18 protein-coding genes are annotated in these 20,861 nt (G+C 50.6%); 1 reads left to right on the top strand and 17 read right to left on the bottom strand.

Going from position 1 to position 20,861, the window contains the following annotated elements; all coding sequences use genetic code 11:
- Positions 1-3 precede the first annotated feature (3 nt).
- On the bottom strand, positions 4-1,116 hold the full coding sequence (locus BM200_RS16980) for an AbrB family transcriptional regulator (protein ID WP_091187594.1): 1,113 nt from the start codon (positions 1,114-1,116) through the stop codon (positions 4-6).
- A 205-nt stretch (positions 1,117-1,321) separates the two neighbouring features.
- On the opposite strand from BM200_RS16980, the gene pdxR reads away from it, so the two are divergent.
- Positions 1,322-2,761: a MocR-like pyridoxine biosynthesis transcription factor PdxR gene (gene pdxR, locus BM200_RS16975; protein ID WP_091187592.1), complete on the top strand. Its 1,440-nt coding sequence runs from the start codon at positions 1,322-1,324 to the stop codon at positions 2,759-2,761.
- Positions 2,762-2,827: 66 nt separating this feature from the next.
- Here pdxR and BM200_RS30640 read toward each other — a convergent pair whose 3' ends face one another.
- The 16 genes from BM200_RS30640 to BM200_RS16900 all read right to left on the bottom strand — a co-directional run bounded on the left by BM200_RS30640 (position 2,828) and on the right by BM200_RS16900 (position 20,775).
- Complete coding sequence (locus BM200_RS30640; protein WP_281248394.1) at positions 2,828-2,956, bottom strand: hypothetical protein; 129 nt, start codon at positions 2,954-2,956, stop codon at positions 2,828-2,830.
- Positions 2,957-3,118: 162 nt separating this feature from the next.
- Positions 3,119-3,274 carry an aspartyl-phosphate phosphatase Spo0E family protein gene (locus BM200_RS16970; RefSeq protein WP_091187591.1) on the bottom strand — a complete coding sequence of 52 codons (156 nt, stop codon included), beginning with the start codon at positions 3,272-3,274 and terminating at the stop codon, positions 3,119-3,121.
- A gap of 228 nt (positions 3,275-3,502) precedes the next feature.
- The gene (locus tag BM200_RS16965) at positions 3,503-4,510 is read right to left on the bottom strand and encodes a LacI family DNA-binding transcriptional regulator (RefSeq protein WP_091187589.1); all 1,008 of its coding nucleotides are present in this window, start codon (positions 4,508-4,510) and stop codon (positions 3,503-3,505) included.
- 108 nt (positions 4,511-4,618) lie between these two features.
- On the bottom strand, positions 4,619-5,434 hold the full coding sequence (gene iolB / locus BM200_RS16960) for a 5-deoxy-glucuronate isomerase (protein WP_091187587.1): 816 nt from the start codon (positions 5,432-5,434) through the stop codon (positions 4,619-4,621).
- 15 nt (positions 5,435-5,449) lie between these two features.
- Entirely contained in the window at positions 5,450-6,490 is a 1,041-nt protein-coding gene (gene iolG / locus BM200_RS16955; protein ID WP_091187586.1) for an inositol 2-dehydrogenase, read from the bottom strand.
- Between the two features lie 25 nt (positions 6,491-6,515).
- A complete protein-coding gene (locus tag BM200_RS16950) occupies positions 6,516-7,964 on the bottom strand; it encodes a CoA-acylating methylmalonate-semialdehyde dehydrogenase (RefSeq protein ID WP_091187584.1) in 1,449 nt (482 codons plus the stop codon).
- Between the two features lie 28 nt (positions 7,965-7,992).
- Positions 7,993-8,994, bottom strand: a complete 1,002-nt coding sequence (gene iolC / locus BM200_RS16945; protein ID WP_091187583.1) for a 5-dehydro-2-deoxygluconokinase — start codon at positions 8,992-8,994, stop codon at positions 7,993-7,995.
- Positions 8,991-9,908 (bottom strand): myo-inosose-2 dehydratase, encoded by a 918-nt coding sequence (gene iolE / locus BM200_RS16940; RefSeq protein WP_091187581.1) that lies wholly within the window; start codon positions 9,906-9,908, stop codon positions 8,991-8,993. Before iolE ends, iolC begins: the two co-directional genes overlap by 4 nt.
- A gap of 22 nt (positions 9,909-9,930) precedes the next feature.
- The gene (iolD, locus tag BM200_RS16935) at positions 9,931-11,799 is read right to left on the bottom strand and encodes a 3D-(3,5/4)-trihydroxycyclohexane-1,2-dione acylhydrolase (decyclizing) (protein ID WP_091187579.1); all 1,869 of its coding nucleotides are present in this window, start codon (positions 11,797-11,799) and stop codon (positions 9,931-9,933) included.
- Positions 11,800-12,013: 214 nt separating this feature from the next.
- The gene (locus BM200_RS16930) at positions 12,014-14,263 is read right to left on the bottom strand and encodes an FAD-dependent oxidoreductase (RefSeq protein ID WP_091187577.1); all 2,250 of its coding nucleotides are present in this window, start codon (positions 14,261-14,263) and stop codon (positions 12,014-12,016) included.
- An 18-nt stretch (positions 14,264-14,281) separates the two neighbouring features.
- Positions 14,282-15,109 carry a carbohydrate ABC transporter permease gene (locus tag BM200_RS16925; RefSeq protein ID WP_091187575.1) on the bottom strand — a complete coding sequence of 276 codons (828 nt, stop codon included), beginning with the start codon at positions 15,107-15,109 and terminating at the stop codon, positions 14,282-14,284.
- A 15-nt stretch (positions 15,110-15,124) separates the two neighbouring features.
- Entirely contained in the window at positions 15,125-16,009 is an 885-nt protein-coding gene (locus tag BM200_RS16920; RefSeq protein WP_091187573.1) for a carbohydrate ABC transporter permease, read from the bottom strand.
- Between the two features lie 116 nt (positions 16,010-16,125).
- Positions 16,126-17,445 (bottom strand): ABC transporter substrate-binding protein, encoded by a 1,320-nt coding sequence (locus BM200_RS16915; protein WP_091187571.1) that lies wholly within the window; start codon positions 17,443-17,445, stop codon positions 16,126-16,128.
- Between the two features lie 94 nt (positions 17,446-17,539).
- Positions 17,540-18,307 (bottom strand): response regulator transcription factor, encoded by a 768-nt coding sequence (locus BM200_RS16910; protein WP_091187570.1) that lies wholly within the window; start codon positions 18,305-18,307, stop codon positions 17,540-17,542.
- The gene (locus tag BM200_RS16905; protein ID WP_091187568.1) at positions 18,285-20,096 is read right to left on the bottom strand and encodes a cache domain-containing sensor histidine kinase; all 1,812 of its coding nucleotides are present in this window, start codon (positions 20,094-20,096) and stop codon (positions 18,285-18,287) included. The genes BM200_RS16910 and BM200_RS16905 overlap by 23 nt, the downstream gene beginning before the upstream one ends.
- A gap of 127 nt (positions 20,097-20,223) precedes the next feature.
- On the bottom strand, positions 20,224-20,775 hold the full coding sequence (locus tag BM200_RS16900; protein ID WP_091187566.1) for a hypothetical protein: 552 nt from the start codon (positions 20,773-20,775) through the stop codon (positions 20,224-20,226).
- Between the last annotated feature and the right edge of the window lie 86 nt (positions 20,776-20,861).

The raw sequence follows: 20,861 nt of genomic DNA, 5'->3' as shown, positions 1-20,861 counted from the left end.
GGTTTATTGCGGCTGCTCCGAGCGCGAGCCTTTCAGACTTATACGGAATATAAGACGCAACAGAGGCGGCACCGCAAAGAAGATAAAAAAGGTCCGGAATAACTGATACCCTGACACCATGGACAAATCCGCATTAATCTCATGCGCCAGAATGCCCATTTGATCCATGCCTCCGGGCGCCAAACTAAGCAAGGCGGTAGACCTTGATACCGGATGAAGCAAAGTCAGCAGTTCGCAAAGCCCCCATGCACACAACATAAGGACCAGACCGCTGAGAATGGCAAAAGTAAACGTTCTTGCCTTCCGCTGAAGCTTATCTGGCTTAAGCAGCAGACCCACATAGGTACCGATCATAAGCTGCGCCGCGCTAATTAATCCGGAAGGAAGCGATGGACCATGCAGCCCGATTCCCTGCAGGATTGCCGTAGCAATGGCAGGACCAAGCAGGAATGCCGTCGGGAAGTTGATCCGGTTGCCTCCAACCGCGCATAAGGCGCATACCGGGGCGAAAATAAGAATGTTCGGAAACAAGCCTGCCCAATCATCATGCCTGGTCGTTAACGTAACGGCTGCGGTTGCAACATCATGCACCTGTCCAAAGACCGGACTAAACACAAGTAATGGTATCCCAATGACGATAATCATCAGCCTGACTACCTGCGTCACCGTCACTACCGTCAGATTAACGCCTTTTGTTTCCTCTGCCAGCGCCAGAACTTGTGATAAGCCTCCCGGGATACTGCCTAGCAAGGCTGTCTTGAAATCCGTATCGGATAGTTTGGATACTGCGAAAGCAATGCCTCCGCATAATAACAGCAGGATAACGGTCATCAGGCACATGGTCGGAAGCTGCTCACCCATTTCCCTTAACGCAGTCCCCGTCATGGATAAGCCAATCGTATAGCCGACAATAATCATGCCGGAATTGCGGATCTGGCCTGGCCATCTGTATTTGCCCTTCCATATATTCGTGCCAATCAGAACCGCGATCATTGGCCCAAGCAGCCATGGTATGGGTGTATTTAGAAGATTAAAGATCATTCCGCCGCAGGCGGCGGTCACAAGCGTTACGATAAATTTCCATCCATTCGAGTCCATCATTGCTTGCCTGCCCATCGCAAAAACCCTTCCTTTCCTTATCAGTTAATCATACAGGAAAGTAACGGTGCCTGCATAATCCTTCAGCTTGTCTTTCCTCAGATCGAGCTCCGAATATGTGCATCCAACGAAAGAGCACATGCCTTTTAGACGGAGCGCTCTTTTTTATAGTAATGTATAGCTAACAGATAAAAGCAGCAAACGCTCGAAAGAGGTGAGGAACATGTGGAAACCGGACAGAGACAGCAAACAACCGTTGTATCAGCAAATTGCAGATTATTTGGAGCAGCGGATTACATTAGGAGAACTCCCGCCCGGCAGCCTCCTGCCCTCCGAACGCAAACTGGCCGAGCAATTGGGAGTAAATCGAAGTACTGTTGTACAAGCCTATGAGATTATTCGCGCTTCCGGAATGGTTGAGAGCATGGCGGGAAGCGGCACCCGCGTCTGCGGGCATAAATGGGGAATGGATCCAGCTCCGGATTGGAGCCATTATGTGGAAGGCGGCACCTTTCTGCCTAATTTGCCTTTTATGCGGAGGATAAGAGAATCCGTTCAAAGCGGAGAACCGTTTATTAATTTGGCAAACGGAGAATTGGCTCCCGAGCTGTCGCCAAACAAAGAGATCAGAACGTTAATGATGACCCGGCCGTTTAACGAGCCGCTCGGATACGGAGATCCTCAAGGCTATGTCCCTCTTCGCATGACGATAACCTCTTTTCTGCACGAGCAACGGGGTATTCCGGCAACTGATGAGTCTATTCTGATCACTTCAGGCTCCCAGCAATCTTTATATCTCATAACGCAATGTCTGCTTAGTCCCGGTGATGCCATAGCCATTGAGAATCCATCCTATTGTTACTCTTTGCCCATGTTTCAGTCAGCAGGAATCCGACTGTTTGGATTGACTATAGATGAGCATGGCGTAAATCCGGATGATATCCGAGCTTTATATAAGCAGCACCGAATCCGTATGGTATTTCTGAATCCGAATTATCAGAACCCAACAGGCATGGTTATGAATCCAATACGGAGAGCAGAGGTTCTGAACTGCTGCGAACAGCTTGGAATTCCTATTGTAGAGGATGATCCGTTTAGTCTGACCTCCTTTGACGAGGATGCGCCACCTCCTCTTAAAGCTATGGATCGGAATGGCAGCGTATTGTATATCGGTTCCTTATCGAAGGTGGCTGCCTCCGGTCTTCGGATAGGCTGGATGGTTGCCCCGCAGTCCGTCATACGGCGTCTGTCAGATGCAAGGCAGCAAATGGATTTTGGCCTTAGCATCTTCCCGCAATGGATAGCGGCTCATCTGCTTGAATCCTCAGCGCTTAATCCACATTTGGAACGACTGAGAGATTCTTTGCGCCTCCGCCGTGACTTGATGGCCGAAGTGCTGTACAGCAAGCTTGGAGGCGAGGTTTCGTTCCAATTGCCTAAAGGCGGGTTGAATCTCTGGTGTAAAATCAATGAGGAAATAAAGGACTATCGCCTGCTGAACAATGGTATCAAGAATGGTGTCCTTTTCATTCCAGGCAGTGTATTTGGTACAGAACCGGGATTTGTCAGATTCTCCTATGCCCGGTCTTCTATAGAGGAGATCGAGCCGGGGATTGATAAGTTTGCCCAAGCCTTAAGAGATACGCTGTCTATAAAAAAATGACGTATGCTCTGTCCACAATCCGGACTAATAGCATACGTCATTTACTAATTAACCGATGGAATAAGACTAATGAAGCTTACTCTCCGCCTCAAGAAGCTCCTCGCCGCGAATCGCCATACGTCCAAATAACACGATCAGAAACGGACCGGAGAGGAAGGCTAGTGTCAGAAAAATAAAAGAGATCAATTCCGTCATTTGTACCACCCTTTGCTTTATGATGTGTGTGGATTCATCATAAAGTTCAACTCGGCTTCTGTAACCAGCCAATTAACCGGAACTTAAGCCATCCAATCCGTCCAGACTCCTGACGGGTTCAACAAGCAGAAGAGCGAACGGACTTATGTTGTCCGCTTGCATTCACAGCTGTACTTTTTTATATTGATTAAGCAGCATGTCCAGTTCACGTGATTTTTGGAGCACCAGCAAGGATGATAACCCATGCCGGTTACAGACTTGGTGCATTTCCTCGCGTTTGCGTTCGATAGCCTGGTTAATCTGGGTTTTTCTGTTCACGAAATAGCCCCCACAACATATTTCGGTATTACGATGAGCATTCAGATCTAACAACAATCTCGCTGGATGGATACATAGGCACGTACTATGCCATTTAATGTAACACCTCCCGCAATGCGAAGGGATGAACGAATTTTGGATGATGATAGAACGATTTTTGGTTTTGTTGGAACATTTTCCTTTTTAATGACAAAAGAAAAATGCCCCCTGTATTCGGGAGGCATTCACTCAACTCTTCACTCTGGCCGTCGACTGACGGATATTGATTTCCGGCCGCAGCACAATCCGTTTCTTGACCGGTTCTTCCTCGTCCAGATTAGTGATCATTAACTGGAAGGCTTGTTTGGCCATACTCATAATCGGCTGTGCGACCGTTGTAAGCGGCGGATCAACGACTGCTGCCAGTATCGTATCATCGAATCCAACAATCGAGAGCTCTTCCGGAACTTTAATCCCCAGGCTCCTCGCTTCCTGCATCGCTCCGATAGCAAGTACATCGTTACAACAGAATAGTGCGGTTGGCCGATCTTCGCGGCCGAGCAGCTCGCCGGCGCCTCTGCGGCCTTCCTGAATCATATAATCACAGATTACGATGTTATCGTCATCAAACGGAATCTGCAGATCCTGCAGCCCTTGTTTGAAGCCGCGGATCCGTTCACGGGCGCTGCTCACCTTTAACTGCTCGGACAGGATCGCGATGCTGCGATGTCCCATCTCTGCCAGATGCTGCGCAGCCATTATGCCGCCAACAAAGTCGTCGGCCACAACCGTATCCACCTCTAAAGTCGTTGTTTCACGGGAAATCATAACAATGGGAATGTGTTTGGCCTGCAGGTTGGTCAGAATGTCCAGATTGTCGATACCGGTTCCAATAAGGATGCCGTCGACGTTTTTTTGCTCCAGCAACGCAATATATCTCTCTACTCTTTCGTCCTTGTTGTCCGTACTGCACATGATGACGCTATAGCCGAGCTGATGCGCCTGATCTTCAATAGCCCGTGCAATCTCTGAAAAGAAAGGGTTCGATATATCCGGTATAAGCAATCCCAGCGTATAGGTCTTCTTCCCCATCAAGGCGGAAGCATTCACGTTTGGCTGGTAGTTCATCTGTTCCATAATTTTGAGAATTTGTTCCCGTCTCTTCTTGCTGACGTTGCCTTTTCCATTGATGGCATTGGACACAGTGGCAATCGAGACCCCTGCTTCCTTGGCCACATCGTATATCGTTGCTTTCATGCCGAATCCCTCTGAAAAGTAAGATGGGGGACACTTATCCCCCTGATTTCTTATTATGAGTGTTTCTATCAGCAGTTGCAACCGTCAAGGCACACCAGTGGCTGAGCTTTACTTGATCGTTGATTTCACGATCCATTCATGATCAGGATCATTATAGAATTTCCATATGCGGCGTGGACCTGCCATCACGTTCAGGTAATAGACTTCATAGCCCGGAGGGGCAGCAACCGGATGGTAGCCTCTTGGAACGAGCACCGCTTCGCCGTTCTTCACGACCAGCGTCTCATCCAGCTCCCTGTCATCCGTATATACCCGTTGAATCGCATAACCCTGCCCGGGCTCTGTCCGGAAATAGTAGGTTTCCTCCAGCAAGGACTCATCCGGCAGGTTATCCCGATCATGCTTGTGAGGCGGATAGCTGGACCAGTGGCCGCTAGGCGTAAACACTTCGACGACCAGAAGGCTGTCGGCTGGCTCTTGCTCCGGCAAAATGTTATGGACCAGACGCTCCATGCTTCCCGAGCCGCGAACCTCCGTCCCTACTTGTTCGGGAATGATCAGGCGCGCTTCATAGTTCCCGTGACCCGGGGCGGAACAGATGGCAACCTCTACCTCTGTCAGCGCCTCGATGCCATACGACTGGCCATTTGGAACATAGACCGAATACGGCGGAATCTTTTCGAAGATGCTCATCCGGCGGCCGATTTCGGGCCACTCTTGGCCTGCGGCGCTCACATTTGCGATGCCGCTTAATAGAACAAGACATACTTCCTTGTCTTCTGTCTCTCTATGAACGATCTGGCCCTTTTGCAATCTGAGAACCTCAAAACCGACATACTCCCAGCCTGCCGATTCGGGTGTAATGGAGAGGATCGATCCGTCAGAACCTGCTGTTTGCTCTGGAGTGACGATAAGTTTGGACATGTTCGCATACCTCCGTTATGATTTGGCGGATTGCAGAATTAATTCGTCAAGCTCTGCCAGCTTAATGGAACGGTTCAGCTTGCAGGACAGCTTGGCAGCCAATGCGATCCGCTCCGCCTGCAAACCGTCTTCCCCTGTTACAGGCAGGGGAGTTCCAAGAACAAGACTATCAATAAATTGCTTGGATTCATCCGCATAAGCTCCCATGTAACGCTCCAGGAAGAAATGCAATGGTTTATCGGAGATAATTCCTTGAGCCGTACTAACAACAGCCGTATTCGGATGGTCATTGGCAATAGCTACGCTGCCTTTGGATCCAAACACCTCCACGCGCTGATCATAACCATATACAGCTTGTCGGCTGTTATCGATGACGCCAAGTGCACCACTTGCGAATTTCAAGGTTACGATAGCCGTGTCGATATCGTCGCATTCCGCAAATACGGGATCGACCAGGACACCGCCCTGCGCATAGACCTCTACGACCTCGCTGCCGGAGACGAAACGCGCGATATCGAAGTCATGAATCGCCATATCCATAAACAATCCGCCGGATACTTGAATGTATTCCTTGGACGGCGGGTTTGGATCGCGTGAAGTAATCTTGATAATATGCAGATCTCCGATGGTTCCCGCTTCCACATGCTCTCTTACACGCTTGAAGTTATGATCGAAACGGCGGTTAAAGCCGATTTGCAGCTTGACCCCGGCTTGTTTAACCGCCTCAATCGCTTCAGCCGTTTCCGCAATCGACATGCTTACCGGCTTTTCGCAGAAAATATGCTTGCCGGCCTGCGCGGCCTGCTTAATCAGCGGCACATGGGTATCGGTGGAGGAGCAAATAAAGACCGCATCAATATCCGGATGCCCAATAATTTGGTTTGCATCCTTGGTCAGCAGATCAATTCCTCTTGCCGCCGTCCATGCCTCCAGCTCCGGTCCCGCGAACAGATCGCTAACCCCGACAATCTCAACCTCCGGGTGCTTAAGCAAGTTTTCTGCATGTATTTTACCAATTCGGCCAGCGCCGATGATGCCGATTTTCACTTTAGACATCGAGTAGACCTCCCGTATTTTCCTGTTACCAGCGAGTTGTTACCATTTTTTTGCGCGTGAAGAACTCGACGCCATCGGTTCCGTTCGCATGCAGATCGCCATAGAACGATTTCTTCCATCCGGAGAACGGGAAGAAGGCCATTGGAGCCGGAACACCCAGGTTAACGCCCAGCATTCCCGCATCAATCGTTTCACGGAATTGGCGCATCGACGCTCCGCTTTGGGTGAACAAACATGCACCATTCGCGAAATCGGATCGGTTAGCCAGCTCGATCGCTTCATCCAGCGTGTCAACCCGCACGATCGACAGGACAGGAGCGAAAATCTCGTCCTCCCAAATTTTCATTTCGCATTGCACCTGATCAAAGATGGTTGGCCCGACAAAATAGCCCTGACCGCTCGATGCCGCATCCTTCCGTCCGTCGCGGACCAGCAAGGCGCCTTCTTTCTCCCCGATGTCGATATATTTGAGCGTCCGTTCTTTGTGTGGACCGCGGATAACCGGACCTAGGAAAATGCCTTCTTCCATGCCGTTGCCGATCGTAAGATTATCGGCCGCTTCGAGCAGCTTGCCGACAAGCGTATCGCCAATCTCGCCTACGGCAACAACAACGGAGCAAGCCATGCAGCGTTCGCCTGCCGAACCAAAAGCAGCGTTTACGATTTCTTTCACGGTCAGGTTCAGATCCGCATCAGGCATCACGATCGAGTGGTTCTTCGCGCCGGCAAGCGCCTGTACGCGTTTCCCATGTGCCGAAGCTGTTTTGTACACATACTCCGCTACGGGCTGGGATCCTACGAATGAAATGGCTTTAATGGACGGATGCTCCAGCATGCCGTTAACGACATCATGAGCGCCATGAACAATATTGAACACGCCTGCAGGCAGCCCGGCTTCATGGAAAAGCTCGGCCAGACGGTTAGCTAGAAGCGGCGTCCGCTCGGAAGGCTTAAGGACAAAAGTGTTGCCGCAGGCAATGGCGAGCGGGAACATCCAGCAAGGAACCATCATCGGGAAGTTGAACGGGGTAATGCCGCCAACTACGCCAATCGGATAGCGGTACATGCCGGATTCCAGGTTAGTTGCGATATCGGGGAGCTGTTTGCCCATCATCAAATTTGGAGCGCCTGCCGCAAACTCCACGCATTCGATTCCCCGTTGAACCTCGCCGTAGGCTTCGCCGTAGCTTTTGCCGTTCTCCAGCGTTACCAGCTTCGCAAGCTCTTCCCAGTTCTCGACCAGGAGCTGCTGATATTTGAATAGAATCCGGGCTCTCTTCGGTACCGGCGTACGGCTCCATGCTTTGAAAGCTTCTGCCGCTGTCTGTACCGCCAGATCTACGTCCTCTTTGGTAGACAAGGGTACATTGGCGAGAATTTCTTCCGTGGCCGGATTGTAGACAGGATCATTTTGATTTGCCGCAGACTCTACCCATTGGCCGCCAATCCAGTTTTTTAATACTTGTGTCGTCATAGGAGCACCTCTTCCTCGTATTTGCGAATCAGACTACAATTTCACCGCGTTCGCAGCGGGCAATATATTCATGAACCTGCTCTGCTCTAGGCATAGCGTCGGAACAGCTGTGGCTGGAAATAACGATGCAGGCCGATGCGCTGCCGAACTCCATGCTTTTCTCCAGTGTCCAGCCCTGCATGACTCCGTACAGGAAGCCCGCAGCGTAGGAGTCGCCGGCGCCAAACGTCTTGATAACCTTGGCCGGGAACGACTTGGCCCGGTGGCTTGCCCCGTCTTTCGTGTAAGCGATGGAGCCTTCTTTGCCATGCTTGATAATGACGATTTGCGCGGAATGATTAAACCATCTCGATGCCGTGCTATGGTCGCTATGCTCCTGCTCGAAGCATTCCATCATATCGAACTCTTCCCGCGTGCCCAGAATAATGTCGCATTTCTCAGCCGCGAGATTATAATAAACAGCCGTTTCTTCTTGCGATTTCCATGTATAAGGGCGGTAGTCCAGATCAAAGGCAATAACCGTACCATGCTTCTTCGCGTATTGAAGCGCCTGGAACACCGCCTCGCGCGAAGGGCTTTGAGCAAGCGCGGTTCCGGAAATAAGAAGCAGCTTGGATCTGGCGATGATCTCCTCATCCACTTCGCCTGGTGTAAGCAGCAAATCAGCAACGTTGTCGCGGTACATCAAGATGCTGCAGTCGGTTGGACTCTTAATCTCGGTAAAAGCAAGCCCCGTAACGGCGCCCGTGTAGTCGTTAACGACATTGCTTGTGTCGATCTGATTCTGCTCCAGATAAGTGCGGATGAAGCGTCCCATCTGATCATTGGCAATTTTGCCGATAAAGGCGGTCTTCAGGTCAAACCGCGACATCCCAATCGTAATATTGGCCGGAGATCCTCCTACATATTTCGTAAATGTACTTGTCTGCTCCATGGGACGGTTGATTTCATTGGCATTCAGATCGATGCAAAGCCGGCCGATTGCCGTGAAGTCGAGCGTCCGGCCCTCCGGAAACTTGATGTCGTTCATTGAGATTCCCCCGCTTTCGTTGGTAGTAGCGACTCCAGATAAGCAATGGCCTTCGCAGCGAACTCGTAAGCCGGATACTTTGCAGGGTCCTGCTCGCCTTCCAGCATCGCCCAGCCGTTATAGCCGCGGGCCAGCAGCTCCTCCACAATCGGCTGGAAATCAAGATCGCCTGTCCCCGGAACCGTAAACACGCCTTTGCGGATGCAGGTGATAAAATCCGCCTTTTCAGCGCGCGCCTCATCCAGCACGGACTGTCTGACATCCTTCAGATGAATGTAAGCGATCCGGTTATAATGCTTGCGGAGCACCTCAAGCGGATTAGCTCCGCCATAATAGGCATGGCCGGTATCAAACAACAGATAAACCAGGCCCGGATCGGTCAGCTCCATCAGCCGGTCGATTTCCTCCGGGCTTTCCACTGCTGTACCGCCATGATGATGGTAGGTCAGCTTGAGGCCATGTTGTTTGGCTAGAGCACCAGCTGCGTTAAGCCCTTCGGCAAGGTTTTTCCAGTCTGCTTCATCAAGCGGGATCACTTCCGTCTCATTAGGCGTGCGGCGTGGATCAAAATGCAGCGATCCGCCTACCTCGCAGGTGCTGATTACGGTGCTGCCCATTTCTTTCAGGAACTTGACATGCTTCTCGTAAGCCGCAAGCTCTTCCTCGCGATAGGCGGGATCCGAGAACAAAACCGATTTCCATTGGGATACAAGCTGGAGGTCTCTTTTTCTTAGTTCCTGCTTCAGAACTTCAGTGTCAGTCGGATATTTGCGTCCCATCTCGGTACCGGTCAGGCCTAACCGCTGCATATCGTCCATGATCTGTTCGTAAGTGGTGTCGGCACCATGCTCCTTCACGTCTTCTCCGACCCAATTGATCGGATGGGCGCCAATCTTAAACGGCAAAGTCTTCATCAGCCTCAGCTCCCTTAGCGTCTTATATCATTCTTGCAGCTTGAATCCGCTGCTTCATGTCCTGATGCGCTTCCAGCACTTTATCGCTTACCGATACTTCCGGTACGCCAACGTTCCACCAGGACTCGTAACCTGCTGTATTCGTTCCCGGCACGACCGGAATTTCGATCAAGGTAGATACGGTCTCTTGCTTGGCCTTCAGGAGAGCGGCTTTAAGCTCCTCCGCAGAAGACACCTTGTAAGATTTAGCCCCGAGACTGCGGGCATGAGCCGCAAAGTCAATTGGCATATAGCTGCCGGTCAACCGGCCTGTTGAAGAGTCGCGGTAGCGGAACTCATTGCCGAAGCCTTCGCTTCCGTGACCGCGCTGCAGGTTATGAATGCACTGGAAACCATGGTTATCGAACAGGAGAATCGTTATTTTTACGCCTTCCTGCAGACTTGTGATCAGTTCGGAATGAAGCATGAAGTAGCTTCCGTCACCAACAACGGCGTATACTTCCCGTTCCCCGCCTGTTGCCAGCGCCGCGCCGAATGCTCCGCTCACCTCATAGCCCATACACGAAAAACCGTATTCCATATGGTACGTCTTAGGTTCTGCCGGTCTCCACAAGCGGTGCAGGTCACCAGGCAGGCTGCCTGCCGCACAAACAATAACAGAGCTTGGATCGATCGTATTCTGAATAACGCCAAGCGCATGGGTTTGAGCAAGCCCTTGCTCATGCTCCAAGGTAAAGAGCCGGTCGACCTCGGCGTCCCAAGTCTTTTTCAACTCCGCAATTTCATTGTCATTGTACGAAGAATGGTAGCCGGATTCCGCCAGGGCGCCGGCAAGTTGCGTTAGTCCCAGCTTGGCGTCGCCAGTCAAGGCAGCTCCGCCCCACTTGGCAGAATCAAGTGTGCTTACATTAATATTGATAAATTGAACCTCTTCATTGGTAAAGGCCGATTTGGATGAAGTGGTGAAATCCGAATACCTGGTCCCAACCCCGATTACGACATCCGCTTCCTTGGCAAGCAAGTTGGCAGCAAGCGTGCCCGTAACACCAACAGCACCTACATTTAATGGATGATTCCAAGGCAATACGCTTTTACCCGCCTGCGTCTCGGCAACCGGGATACCGTAGGTTTCCGCAAATTCCCGAAGCTCGTTAACTGCCGATGCGTACAAGACTCCGCCGCCAGCGATAATAAGCGGTCTCTTCTTTCCTTTAAGCATTTCTGCCGCACGCTGTACCGCATCCCTTGCAGGCGGCCGGCGGTCGATATAATGAATGCGCTTACTAAAAAAGGCTTCCGGATAATCATAGGCTTCTGCCTGAACATCCTGCGGAAGGGCTAACGTTACAGCTCCGGTCTCCGCCGGATCCGTCAACACCCGCATCGCTTGAAGTGCTGCCGACATCAGCTGCTCGGGACGTACGATGCGGTCCCAATATTTGCTGACCGACTTGAAAGCATCCGTCGCCGAGATCGAATAGTCGGACGCAACTTCGAGCTGCTGAAGCACCGGATCGGGCTGGCGGGATGCAAAGTTGTCTCCCGGCAATAACAACACCGGTATGCGGTTTACGGTAGCGGTAGCCGCAGCAGTAACCATATTCAGCGCGCCAGGTCCGATGGAAGAAGTGCAGGCGTAAATTTGCAGGCGGTTTTTCTGCTTGGCAAAGGCAGCGGCAGCGTGCACCATACCCTGCTCGTTTTTCCCCTGGATCAAGGTAAGACCGCCGGAGCTATACTCCAATGCCTCGCCGATCCCCGTCACATTGCCATGTCCGAATATCCCCATGACGCCTTGAACGAATTTCGTTTCCTCGCCATCGACTGAAACATACTGAGCATCAAGGAACCGCACTAAAGCCTGGGCCATCGTCAATCGAATAGTTGTCATAGTACCTCCTAAATAGTTAATCGCTTAATGTAAACAAAATTAAGTAAAAATAAAGACTTTATTCGACATTTTCAGCCAATCGTTAAGTAAAATTAGTTAAGCGCTTAACTCCATTATACATACCGCTCCGCATTTTTCAATTCCTCTTCGAAAGAAAATTAAAAAAAAGCCGGAGCAGCTCGCCGCTCCGGCTTGACCTATACTATGAGACAACTTATTCATAAATGCGTATTTCAACGACTTCGGCACGTTTACCGCCGTTTGTTTCCTTCACAACAGCCCGGATCCGGTCTGTTCGGACCGATTTATCAAGAGTGTGAACCTTTTTGCGGGTCCGGTTCTCGTTGTCGCTCGCGACGGTAATCCATTCGCCATTCGCCCAGGCCTGAACGTCATATGATTTCACAACCTCGGGAATGATGAGGAACGGAGTCTCGTGGTGATGAAGATTAATAAGATCCTCATTCACATCATCGTTAAAAGTAAGATGAATTTCCTTCACATCCGCCGGCTCTTCAAGTGCTACCTCCACCCATTCTTCACGGCCTTCCGCAAGCGGCCGGGATACCCAGGTATGAGGGCCGCCATAAGGACGCGCATAACCGTCGATCACTTTTTCCGGCGCGTAAGCGCTTGTGCTAACCGCAAAACAGAAAGGCTTGCGGACAAGGCGTTTCATCGACCATTCAATGACAGGCTGATCCGGCTGATGATCCTCCAGATCGGAGCTGACGATCGGCTTTACTCCCCGCTCGAACGCTAACACACCGGTAACGGGAACGGCTGACGTATAGAGGCTGGCCGCTTCATTCGCACGAACAATGACAAACACGTTGCAAGACTCCATTCCAAACAGGGAGCTGTCTGCAGGTACATTCAGCCATTGCTTCTCGCCAGCTTCCACCTGGATGGTCAATACTTGTTTGAAGTTGGCGGGCACATAATTTTCAGGTCGGCCCGTATCCCATAGCTCAATGGTCAGGCTTGTTGACTCCGAAGCGGAGGCCAGAAGCGTTAAGCCTTCAAATCCCCCTTCCGCCGGGAACAACCATCCAATATCGGACGTAAGCGGGCAGGCTTCGGAAGGCTCATCGAGCCATATACCGGTCATCGTGCTGGAAGCGGTAACGGTTCCCTTCCTTGCAAGGTCAGCCGGATCCACGTTTTGCAGACCAATAATCGAGGCATCGGTGCGCAGCATCGTTTGCTGCAGCTCGGTCAAATGCTGCTCGCGCAGCTCTCGCGGCGTAACGCCTTTGATCACCGACAACGCAGCGCCAACGCCAGCCGCTTCCCCCATCACCGCACAAGTTGCCATGACGCGGGTTGTCCCGAAAGCGACATGCGATGCGCTGACATTACGCCCCGCAAACAGCAGATTGCTTACGTTTCGGGAGTATAAGGAGCCAAACGGAATATGGTAGATGCCATCGGCATGCAAATGCTTGGAGCCGCTTTCGGTCGCATACATCCCTTGCGGCGGATGCAGGTCGATGGACCAGCCGCCAAAGGCAATCCGGTCTTCGAACGGACGCTGCGAGATCACGTCATTTTGCGTCAGGATCGTATCTCCGAGGAACCGTCGGTATTCCCGTTTGCCCGGAATCGAGCCTACCCACTCCAGAGTCATATTCTCGGCTTCAAACTGGCCGGAATTCTTAATGTAATCCCAGATGCCATAAATAACCGACCATAACTCATCCCGGATCCGCTCGTTCTCATGAACCGTATCCAGCTCGCCGCCCCATTCTATCCACCAGTAATGGCAGCCGGAATCTCCGCTCCGGATGACGCGTTTGATCGGAATCGAGGTGGTTGTGATGTCTTTGGCAAAAGAAGGAGCAACAAACCTTACAGGCTTGCCGGTATCCTTCGTATAAAACAGCAGCGTGCTGCCAAGCGTAATATCGTCCGCAACTTCCGGTGCCCAGTCTTCTCCAAACTCATGACGGGCTTCACGCCCAATCCGGTATGCGGCTCCAGCCAGGAAGCCAACAAGTCCGTCTCCTGTACAGTCAAGGAAAACCTGACTCTCAAACGTAATCTCGCGCTCCGACCCCATCATCCAGCCCGTCACATTCCGGATCATTCGGGCATCCAGTTCGCCATCTGCTTCCACTTCTCTGACGTCCGTATTCATAAATAACGTCAGGTTAGGCTCCGCTCTTACCGCTTCCAGCAGCGTTACATCCCACAGATAAGGATTGCCTTCCGGATTCCGGTATTGGTTCTGAATAAACAACTCTCCCATTATGCCGGTCTCGCGGGCATAACGGTTTACGCCATGTCCTGTTGCGCCGCATACCCATACGCGCACCTCGGAGCTGGAATTTCCCCCAAGTACAGGACGGTTATGCACGAGCGCAACCTTTTGCCCCAATCTGGCCGCCGCAATTGCGGCACAAATGCCGGAAAGTCCTCCGCCAATAACCGTTACGTCGGATTTCACTGTCTCTTGTCTCATGAAATAAGCCTCCTTTAATTAGCCTTTAACGGCCGAACTGGACACTCCTTGGATAATGTATTTCTGACCAAGCAGGAAAATTAGAATCATAGGAATGATGGCGGCCGAAGAAGCGGCCATCATGCCGTTATAGTCAACGTTATTCTCGAGAACGAAATTCTGCAGGCCAAGAGGAATCGTATAAAGCTTGGGACTCTGCAGGAACACAAGCGCATTCTCATAATCATTCCATTGCCAGGAGAAATCAATAATGGCAAACGTCGCAAGCGCAGGCTTCGCAAGCGGCAATACCAGCCTGAAGAAAATCCGGAAATGACCGGCACCGTCAAGAAACGCTGATTCCGTAATCTCCTTCGGAATGCTGAGGAAAAACTGGCGGAGCATAAATACGCCAAAGATCGAGAACATGGCCGGCAGGATTAGTGCCCAATGCGTGTTGTAAATATGGAGCCAGTTAAACATAATAAACTTCGGTACAAACACGACTTGAGGAGGGATCATCATCATGGATAAATATACCATGAAGAGCGTATCCCTTCCTTTAAATTCCGTGCGTGCGAAGCCGTAAGCGGCAAGGGCAGACATAAAGACGGCACCGGCTGTGCCAATCACGGCAATCTTAAGCGAATTTATATAATAAGGAAGAAAATTGTAGCTTCCCGTCCAGATCCGCTTATGGCTGCTCCAGTCGAGCTTCGAAGGAAACCATTGCCGGAATACTTCGCTTGGGGTCTGGAAGGATGTGCTGAGCATCCATAAGAAAGGGACAATCATAAACAACCCTGCGATCAGCATTAGGATTGTGACGGAAAGCTTAAACGAGAGGTTCTTATTGGTTTCAATCATAGAGCTTGCTCCTCTCTAGTAATGGACCCAGCGTTTTTGGCCGACCCATTGGATGATGGTAATGACGAGAATAACCGCGAACAGGAACCAGGAAATCGTTGACGCATAGCCCATCTCGTAATAGCTGAATGCCGTTTTGTAGACGAACAGCGACAGAATCGTGGTGCTTCCGCTTGGGCCGCCGCCCGTAATCGCCTGGATAAGAGAGAAGGATTTGACCGTCATAATCAGACCCGTAATCAACAGCATAAATGTCGTTGGACTAACAAGCGGCCATACAATTCGCCATGTAATAGTCGCTCCCCCTGCACCGTCGATCCTCGCCGCTTCAAGCTGTTCGGTCGATATCTCCTGCAGGGCCGCCAAATAAATAATCATGTTGTAGCCTAACATGAACCAGATCTGTACCACGTCAATGGCGTACATCGCGGAGCCGGAATCCGCAAACCAGCCCGGAGGCGAGACAATGCCGATAAAACGGAGCACCTCATTAATCGGCCCTTGGGACGGCTGGAACAGCAGCATCCAGACAAAAGCAACGGCAACGCCGCTTGAAATATAAGGAAGGAAAAACATCCCTCTAAGTAACCCCTTTAAATACACGCTGCGGTTCAGCACAAGCGCAACGAGAAAAGCAAGTGCCAGCGAGATCGGCACGGACAGCAAGAAGATAACCGTATATTTGATTGACTTATAGAACTGATCATCGCCGAACATACGCGTCATATTATCCAAGCCGGTAAACTTCCAGTTTGGATTGGCGAACTGATAATTCGTAAACATCATCCCAAATGAGAACAGGGCCGGCAAAATAAAAAATGCCAGTATGCCCAGCATATTAGGCAAAATAAACACATAGCCAATCCAGCCTTGCTTCTGAATCCAGCTTTTCCTTTTCACAGAAAACGCCGCCTTTCTTCATCGTATAGAGCTTCCTGAATATAGCAAAGAGAGAAGAAGGAAGCGGGGGATCCTTCTTCTCTCTTGGGGGCTTTATCCGTATTCGGCTGGTTCGATTACTTCATATATTCCTGGTGACGTTTGGCCATATTTTTAAGCGCTGCATCCAAATCCTGCTCATTCAGGAAATACTTCTCGTACTCTTCCTTACGCGCATCAAGCGCCTGCTGCGGTACGCTCAACTGGAACGAAGGGAACTGGCCAAATACGACTTTGTTCATCGATTCCGTATCGTACTTATCTTCTACGCCTTTAAGCAGCAGATCCATGGCTTGTTTGCCGTCTACGCTTTTCGAGGACGGGATACGGCCGCCGCTTGCCATTGGCAGCATACCGCCGTCCGCATACCATTTCGCGAATTTCCAGGCAGCATCCTGATGCTTGGATTTCGCATTAACGGAAAGCACGTCGCCCAAACCGCCCGGATATTTGTAATCCTTTTGGTCAGCAGTTACTTTTGGAATCGTTGCGAATGCAATCTTAAAGTCATGCGGGAAGTTTGTCAGGTCATTCGCATTGCGGAAAATAAATTCCCCTGCGGACAGCATGGCCGCTTCGCCTTTCAGGAACATCGTATCAACCGGCATCTTGCTCGTTACTTGCTCGCCATACTCCGGTGTCGACTTGTCTGCAAACATCATGTCATGAACCGTTTGCAATTGCTTCTTCCACAGATCATTGTCGAAGTTGGAAGTTCCGTCCGGCTTCGTTACGCCAAGACCGGCAATCGTTCCGTCGATAGTGGCCGTAAATGCGGCATCATGCTGCAAAAGTCCGTATACCTTGTCTTTCTTCAGCTTGTTCGCGTACTCTCTTAAGTCATCCCAAGTCCAATCCACTGGCGGAATCGGAAGTCCCGCTGCGTCCAGCATATCTTTGTTCAGCCAGATAAACGCCATATTTTTCTTTGTAGGTATACCGTAATATTTGTCGCTGATTTTCCATTGCGCGGCATCCGAACCCATTTGGTCATCGATGTTGTAATCGGTTTTGCTGCTGAGATCCAATGCTACGCCAGCGTCAACACGCTTCTGCAAGCGGGTGAGCGTATAGTTGATGTACAGGTCTGCATCCTGGCCGGTCATGAGCGCTGTGTCCAGCTTCAGATTGCCTGGATCATCATTGACGTAGCGGACATATTCAACCTGGATATCCGGATTTTCCTTATTCCAGGTATCAATGACGGCTTGCGGGCCTGCCTCGGCAGGTACGGCTCCCCAAAGCGTGAGCTTCACCTTTTCTCCCGAGCTGCCTGCCGGTGATTCATTATTTGCCCCGGCATTCCCATTACTGTTGCCGTTGCTTCCGCATGCTCCAAGAATTGAAGCCGCCAAAGTCGCAATCAGTACTACCTTTAACCAACCTTTTCGTTTCATTCGTCTTCCCCCTTTTGAAGATGACTGGCCTATTTGCTACGTCTTTAACTTTATCACCAGCCCGGCGATCGGGGGATGAACAGCGTTTGGACATTCATAGAACGTTTTTTTGTTCTTTCCTATACTCGTTTGGCGTCACCCCGCACCACCGCTTAAAAATCTTGATAAAGTAATTGTCGTTCTCAAAACCGACATTCCGGCCAATATCGCTTACCGTCCGCTCCGTCTCAGCCAGCAGCATCTTGGCAGCCTGGATGCGGCGGTTCTGTATATAATGCGTTAGTGTTGTCCCGGTCTTCTTCTTGAACAAATCGCTGACATAGCTGGCATCCATGCGGATAAAATCAGCCAAACTCTTCAGCGTAATGTCCTCGGCGAAATGCTCCTCGATATAGGCAATAATCCGGTTCATCTCCGGATGATCCGTTGGCTCCTGCGCTGACTTCTCCGGGAACCACTTGTCCGCCTTGCGGAGCTTCTCCATTCTCGCAAGCTCAGCGGCCACCTTCTCCATTGCTTGCTTCAGTCCCGTCAAATCAAGCGAAAGCTTCATCAAATACCCTGAAGCTCCGTACTCTATCGCCTGGCGGGCGTACTCGAATTCACTGACTGCCGTCAGCATAACGAACCGGCATTCGAGGCCTTCCTCCCTTGTCAGCTGCAGCAACCGTACACCGTCCATGACAGGCATAAAGATATCCGAAATCACAACATCGGGCTGAAGCTCCCGGATCATCCCGAGTCCTTCTTCGCCATTAATCGCCTCTCCTATAATCTCAAACGGAAGGTTCGCCTTCGCAAACAGTTTGCGCAAGCTTGCTCTTGCATGCTGCTCATCCTCAACAATCAGTGTCCGCCACATGGGTATGCCCCTCCTTCACATAAGGTTTAGATAATAGCAGCGGGCAATGCATCGTAACCCGCGTTCCTTCCTCTGACGATTCCAGCACGAGACCTGACGGCTGATTTTTGAACATCAGCTCCAGGCTCTCCCGCAAGTTTTGGATTCCAATGCTTTTCCGTTTCCGGGTTGTCTGAACTTCCTTCGCTTTCTTGATGCCAATTCCATTATCGATGACTTCGAGAATCAACAGCCTGTTACGGCTCGAGGCACGTATCAGGATACGCCCTTCCCGCTGCGACTGCCCAAAGCCATGAAGCAGTGAATTTTCCACTAAAGGCTGCAGGCAGAATTTCGGAATGAGCGCATATTCCAGTTCGCCTTCAATCTCATATTGAAGCTCAATGCCATGGCCGAACCGCTTCCGCTGGATATCCATGTAAGATTCAATAAGGACGATCTCCTCCTTCAGAAGAATAAGATCAGCCTCCGCATTAAGCGTTGTTTCCAGGATTTTACCAAGCGCCACGCATATTTCATAGATATCATCTTCGTCTTTATCCAGCGCAATACTCTTGATCGTGTTGAGCGTATTCAGCAGAAAATGCGGATTCATCTGCCCCAGCAGCACCTGGAACCTTACAAATTGCTTCTGCCGCTCCTCCAGCTTTAACCGCTCCAGCAGACCGTTAATGTCTGCAATCATAGAGTTGAAGCTTCGGGTCAGAGCCAGTATTTCGCCCCGGCCCTGCTCCGGCAGCTTCGCCTTCAGATTGGATTTGACCGTCGTCTCCATCTTGCGCTGAAGCAGCTTCAACGGTCCGGTAACCGTAGACGAGATGAAATAGATCATAATGACAAACAGGATCAGAATTACGGAATAGACGGCAAAAGAGCGTTTTTTCTGCTTGTCCACTTCATTAAACAGCAAAGACAGAGGAACCTTCTTGACGAGATAACCGTCAAGCTCCTGAATCTTGCTGTACGTATACATCATCCGGTTATCCAGAATCGACTTGGAGGAGGAATCATCCTCCCCGCTCCGGCCGGCAGCTGCGATTGACGCAGCTACAACGGACGGCACACTCTCTCCGGATGCGGATTGAAGTATCGTATTTCCGCCGGCATCCAGCAGGAAGTAGGCGCCTTCCCCGCCGCTGCCTTGTGTTTTCTCCGCAAACCATTCCTCATAATCGATGCTGAACCGTCCATACGCAAAAGGCTTCAGTCCGTCATCCCTCATCACTTCATAAAGGCTGAGCATCCGGTTGCCTTTCGTCTCGCGTATTTCTGTCGATTGATCATTCGTCTGCCAGATATAGCGCTGTCCGTCCTCCTTTTTCAGCTGCTGTACCCAAGGCTCCGAGCTGATCTCCTCGTAATTCAGAGAGTTCTCCGGCGTATAGGAGGTGTAAGCGTTTCCTTTCAAATCAATAAGGGTGTAATAAACCGTTGCTCCCGTAAGGAAGAAGCTGTTTTCGATGCCGGCGAATTTATTCTCAACAATTTTTTTGCGGTTAATGACATCATATTGCTCCGGCTTCTGCATGACCTGACGAAGCACAGAATCCTGCTCCAGCAGCATCCCTGTCTTCATCACAAGACTCATTAATTCAACAAGATCGGTCTTGATCTCTTCGAGCTGCTCGATATTCTTGTCCGAAGCATTCCGTTGAAGCAGTTCTTCCGTCTCTCGGAAGTTATACAGGAAAAGTAATGCGATAGGCACAAGAAGGAAGATCAGGAGGGAAAGCAATATCCGGTTTTTAAACGTGTCAGGCGTTATTCGTCGGAACCATCGGGTCAGCATAAGTGCTCAGTCCTCCACTTGAATGTATACCTCTCAATGTACTTGACAGGTATGCCCGTTCGCAAGGGGGCATAACAACAAAAGCGGCTGTGACGGGTAATCCGCACAGCCGCTCAAAAGTATATCGTTATTTCTTGCCATACTTGTTCTTCTTCTCGGTCGAGAATGGAATCGGAATCCCGTTAATCTCATTGTGCAGGACGTTGCGGAAGACAAAGGCCGCTACATGATTATAGTTGCCGTAGAAGTCTGACAGATCATCATTAAAGAACTGCACAACTCTGATCTTAAACACCGGATAAACAAAGGTAGTGCCAAATATCGTCCGGAGGGCGACAAAACGGAAGAAGCGGTTCGTCCGGAACGCGATTCGGTGCAATGCGGCCAATTCCTTTGCCGTCAGCGAGCGCGAAATCGGGCTGACCTGCTTGCCGCTGCTCATTACCTTCACTTTAATGCTGATCTCGCCGATAACTTTTTCGGGAACAATGAGAGTAGCTAATGCTTTGGCTTTCTTAAACCCTTTAACATGTAGGACAATCTGGAATTGACCGTCGCCATGATCCTGCAAAGGACTGACCCGTACAAGCGGATCCTTGCCAACCGAATGCTTAATCTCGTTGAAATACGTAAATTCCGGAGGTGATAAGCTAATTCTCGCTTTCTTGTTCATGGACATGATAAAGCTCCTCTCTCCTATGAGCGTTACTAGCATCATATTTTCAGAGAGAGGAGCCTGTTTCCGCAATCATCCAGTCAGGACAA

This window comes from Paenibacillus catalpae (genome assembly GCF_900112695.1).
Lineage (GTDB): Bacteria > Bacillota > Bacilli > Paenibacillales > Paenibacillaceae > Pristimantibacillus > Pristimantibacillus catalpae.
Note: the sequence above shows the minus strand (reverse complement) of the source record. Positions and strands in the feature narration are given on the sequence as shown.

Coding starts and splice junctions, on each gene's coding strand:
- BM200_RS16980 (WP_091187594.1), bottom strand. CDS start 1,116: ATGGGCAGGCAAGCAATGATGGACTCGAATGGATGGAAATTTATCGTA.
- pdxR (WP_091187592.1), top strand. CDS start 1,322: ATGTGGAAACCGGACAGAGACAGCAAACAACCGTTGTATCAGCAAATT.
- BM200_RS30640 (WP_281248394.1), bottom strand. CDS start 2,956: ATGACGGAATTGATCTCTTTTATTTTTCTGACACTAGCCTTCCTCTCC.
- BM200_RS16965 (WP_091187589.1), bottom strand. CDS start 4,510: ATGAAAGCAACGATATACGATGTGGCCAAGGAAGCAGGGGTCTCGATT.
- iolB (WP_091187587.1), bottom strand. CDS start 5,434: ATGTCCAAACTTATCGTCACTCCAGAGCAAACAGCAGGTTCTGACGGA.
- iolG (WP_091187586.1), bottom strand. CDS start 6,490: ATGTCTAAAGTGAAAATCGGCATCATCGGCGCTGGCCGAATTGGTAAA.
- BM200_RS16950 (WP_091187584.1), bottom strand. CDS start 7,964: ATGACGACACAAGTATTAAAAAACTGGATTGGCGGCCAATGGGTAGAG.
- iolC (WP_091187583.1), bottom strand. CDS start 8,994: ATGAACGACATCAAGTTTCCGGAGGGCCGGACGCTCGACTTCACGGCA.
- iolE (WP_091187581.1), bottom strand. CDS start 9,908: ATGAAGACTTTGCCGTTTAAGATTGGCGCCCATCCGATCAATTGGGTC.
- iolD (WP_091187579.1), bottom strand. CDS start 11,799: ATGACAACTATTCGATTGACGATGGCCCAGGCTTTAGTGCGGTTCCTT.
- BM200_RS16930 (WP_091187577.1), bottom strand. CDS start 14,263: ATGAGACAAGAGACAGTGAAATCCGACGTAACGGTTATTGGCGGAGGA.
- BM200_RS16925 (WP_091187575.1), bottom strand. CDS start 15,109: ATGATTGAAACCAATAAGAACCTCTCGTTTAAGCTTTCCGTCACAATC.
- BM200_RS16915 (WP_091187571.1), bottom strand. CDS start 17,445: ATGAAACGAAAAGGTTGGTTAAAGGTAGTACTGATTGCGACTTTGGCG.
- BM200_RS16910 (WP_091187570.1), bottom strand. CDS start 18,307: ATGTGGCGGACACTGATTGTTGAGGATGAGCAGCATGCAAGAGCAAGC.
- BM200_RS16905 (WP_091187568.1), bottom strand. CDS start 20,096: ATGCTGACCCGATGGTTCCGACGAATAACGCCTGACACGTTTAAAAAC.
- BM200_RS16900 (WP_091187566.1), bottom strand. CDS start 20,775: ATGTCCATGAACAAGAAAGCGAGAATTAGCTTATCACCTCCGGAATTT.